The sequence below is a fragment of the Clostridium sp. DSM 17811 genome (assembly GCF_018861905.1).
In the GTDB taxonomy this organism is placed as follows: domain Bacteria; phylum Bacillota; class Clostridia; order Clostridiales; family Clostridiaceae; genus Clostridium_AD; species Clostridium_AD frigoriphilum.
This window is the reverse complement of record NZ_JAHLDU010000077.1, coordinates 1-1427: the sequence shown is the minus strand read 5'-3', so window position 1 is coordinate 1427 and position 1427 is coordinate 1. Positions and strand designations below refer to the sequence as shown.

Below are 1427 nucleotides of genomic sequence, written 5' to 3'. Positions count from 1 at the left end.
GAAGAGTAGGTTGTCGCCAGGTAAACATGGTTTACTAGCTCAGTTGGTAGAGCACATGACTTTTAATCATGGTGTCCGGAGTTCGATTCTCCGGTAAGCCACCAAAAAAAGCACTTTTATATAAAGTGTTTTTTTTGTTTTGTAGATTTAAACAAGAGTTTAGAAGCTTTTAATTAAGATAGTATGATGAAAAGAAATGTAGTTATATTCAAATAAATAGCATGGTATAGATTTTGTTTTTTTATGGTTTTATGTTATCATGAAACCATGAAAAAAAATACTTATAATAAATTTTAAGGAGATTAATTATGGAAAATAAAGTTTTAGCTATAGTAAATGGAAGTAAAATAACTGAAAAAGATATAAAAAGGTCATTGTTGAGATTTCCAAAGGAGACACAAGATCACTATAAAACAGAAGAAGGTAAAAAAGAGTTTTTAGATCAAATGATAAATTTTGAATTAATATACAACTATGCACTTGACGGTGATATGAAGAATGATGCAGATTATATAGAACAAATGCATCTAATTGAAAAAGATATTTTAATACAAACAGGTGTAAAAAATATAATGTCAGATATAAATATAACTGAAGAAGAGCTTGAAAATTATTATAAAGAAAATATTCAGATGTTTAAAAGTGAGGAGACTGCATCGGCTAAACATATATTAGTTGATACTTTGGAGCAAATGAAGGAGATTAAATTAGAAATAACTAATGGAATGTCTTTTGAAGAAGCAGCTAAGAAATATTCTAAATGTCCATCAGCGGCTCAAGGTGGTAGTTTAGGTAGTTTTACTAGAGGCAGAATGGTTCCAGAATTTGAAAAAGTGGCCTTTGAATTAAAAGTTGGAGAAATAAGTGAACCTGTTAAGACTCAATTTGGATATCATTTAATACAATTGGATGAGAAAAGCGCAGGGAACGTGAAAACTTTGGAAGAATCTAGGCCTATGATTGCTGAAAATATATCACATCAAAAACAAAATGAAAAATATATAAGTACTGTAACAGAATTAAAAGACAAATATAAAGTTGAAATAAAGTAAAACATATAAATAAGTTGTAATTACTACATAAGGAAGAACCGATAATATTGGTTCTTTCTTATGTAATTAAAATATTTAATATAACTAACCATAGAATTTAATTTAGATGTTGATATATAGGCGGATTCTATAGTTATTTCATATAATAAATACGTATATTTACATAAAGTCTCAATAAAAAACATGTTGATTTTAAAATTTAAAATAAAAATATAAATTAACGTATAAAAAGTATTGACAAAACAAGAAATACCTAGTAAACTTGTAGAAGTCGTCACATGATGACAAAACAAATTGGTCTTTGAAAATTAAACAGAGAAATAGGTAAAGAAATGAAATAATATTTTATTTTAACCAGTCAATTACTTTAGTAAA

Annotated in this window: 1 protein-coding gene and 1 tRNA gene; both read left to right on the top strand. The window is 26.7% G+C overall.

The window, feature by feature from the left end:
• Positions 1–28: 28 nt before the first annotated feature.
• A tRNA-Lys gene (locus KPL44_RS24985) sits at positions 29–104 on the top strand.
• Positions 105–308: 204 nt separating this feature from the next.
• Positions 309–1052, top strand: a complete 744-nt coding sequence (locus tag KPL44_RS24980) for a peptidylprolyl isomerase (protein ID WP_216256105.1) — start codon at positions 309–311, stop codon at positions 1050–1052.
• Positions 1053–1427: the final 375 nt, after the last annotated feature.

Coding starts and splice junctions, on each gene's coding strand:
- KPL44_RS24980 (WP_216256105.1), top strand. CDS start 309: ATGGAAAATAAAGTTTTAGCTATAGTAAATGGAAGTAAAATAACTGAA.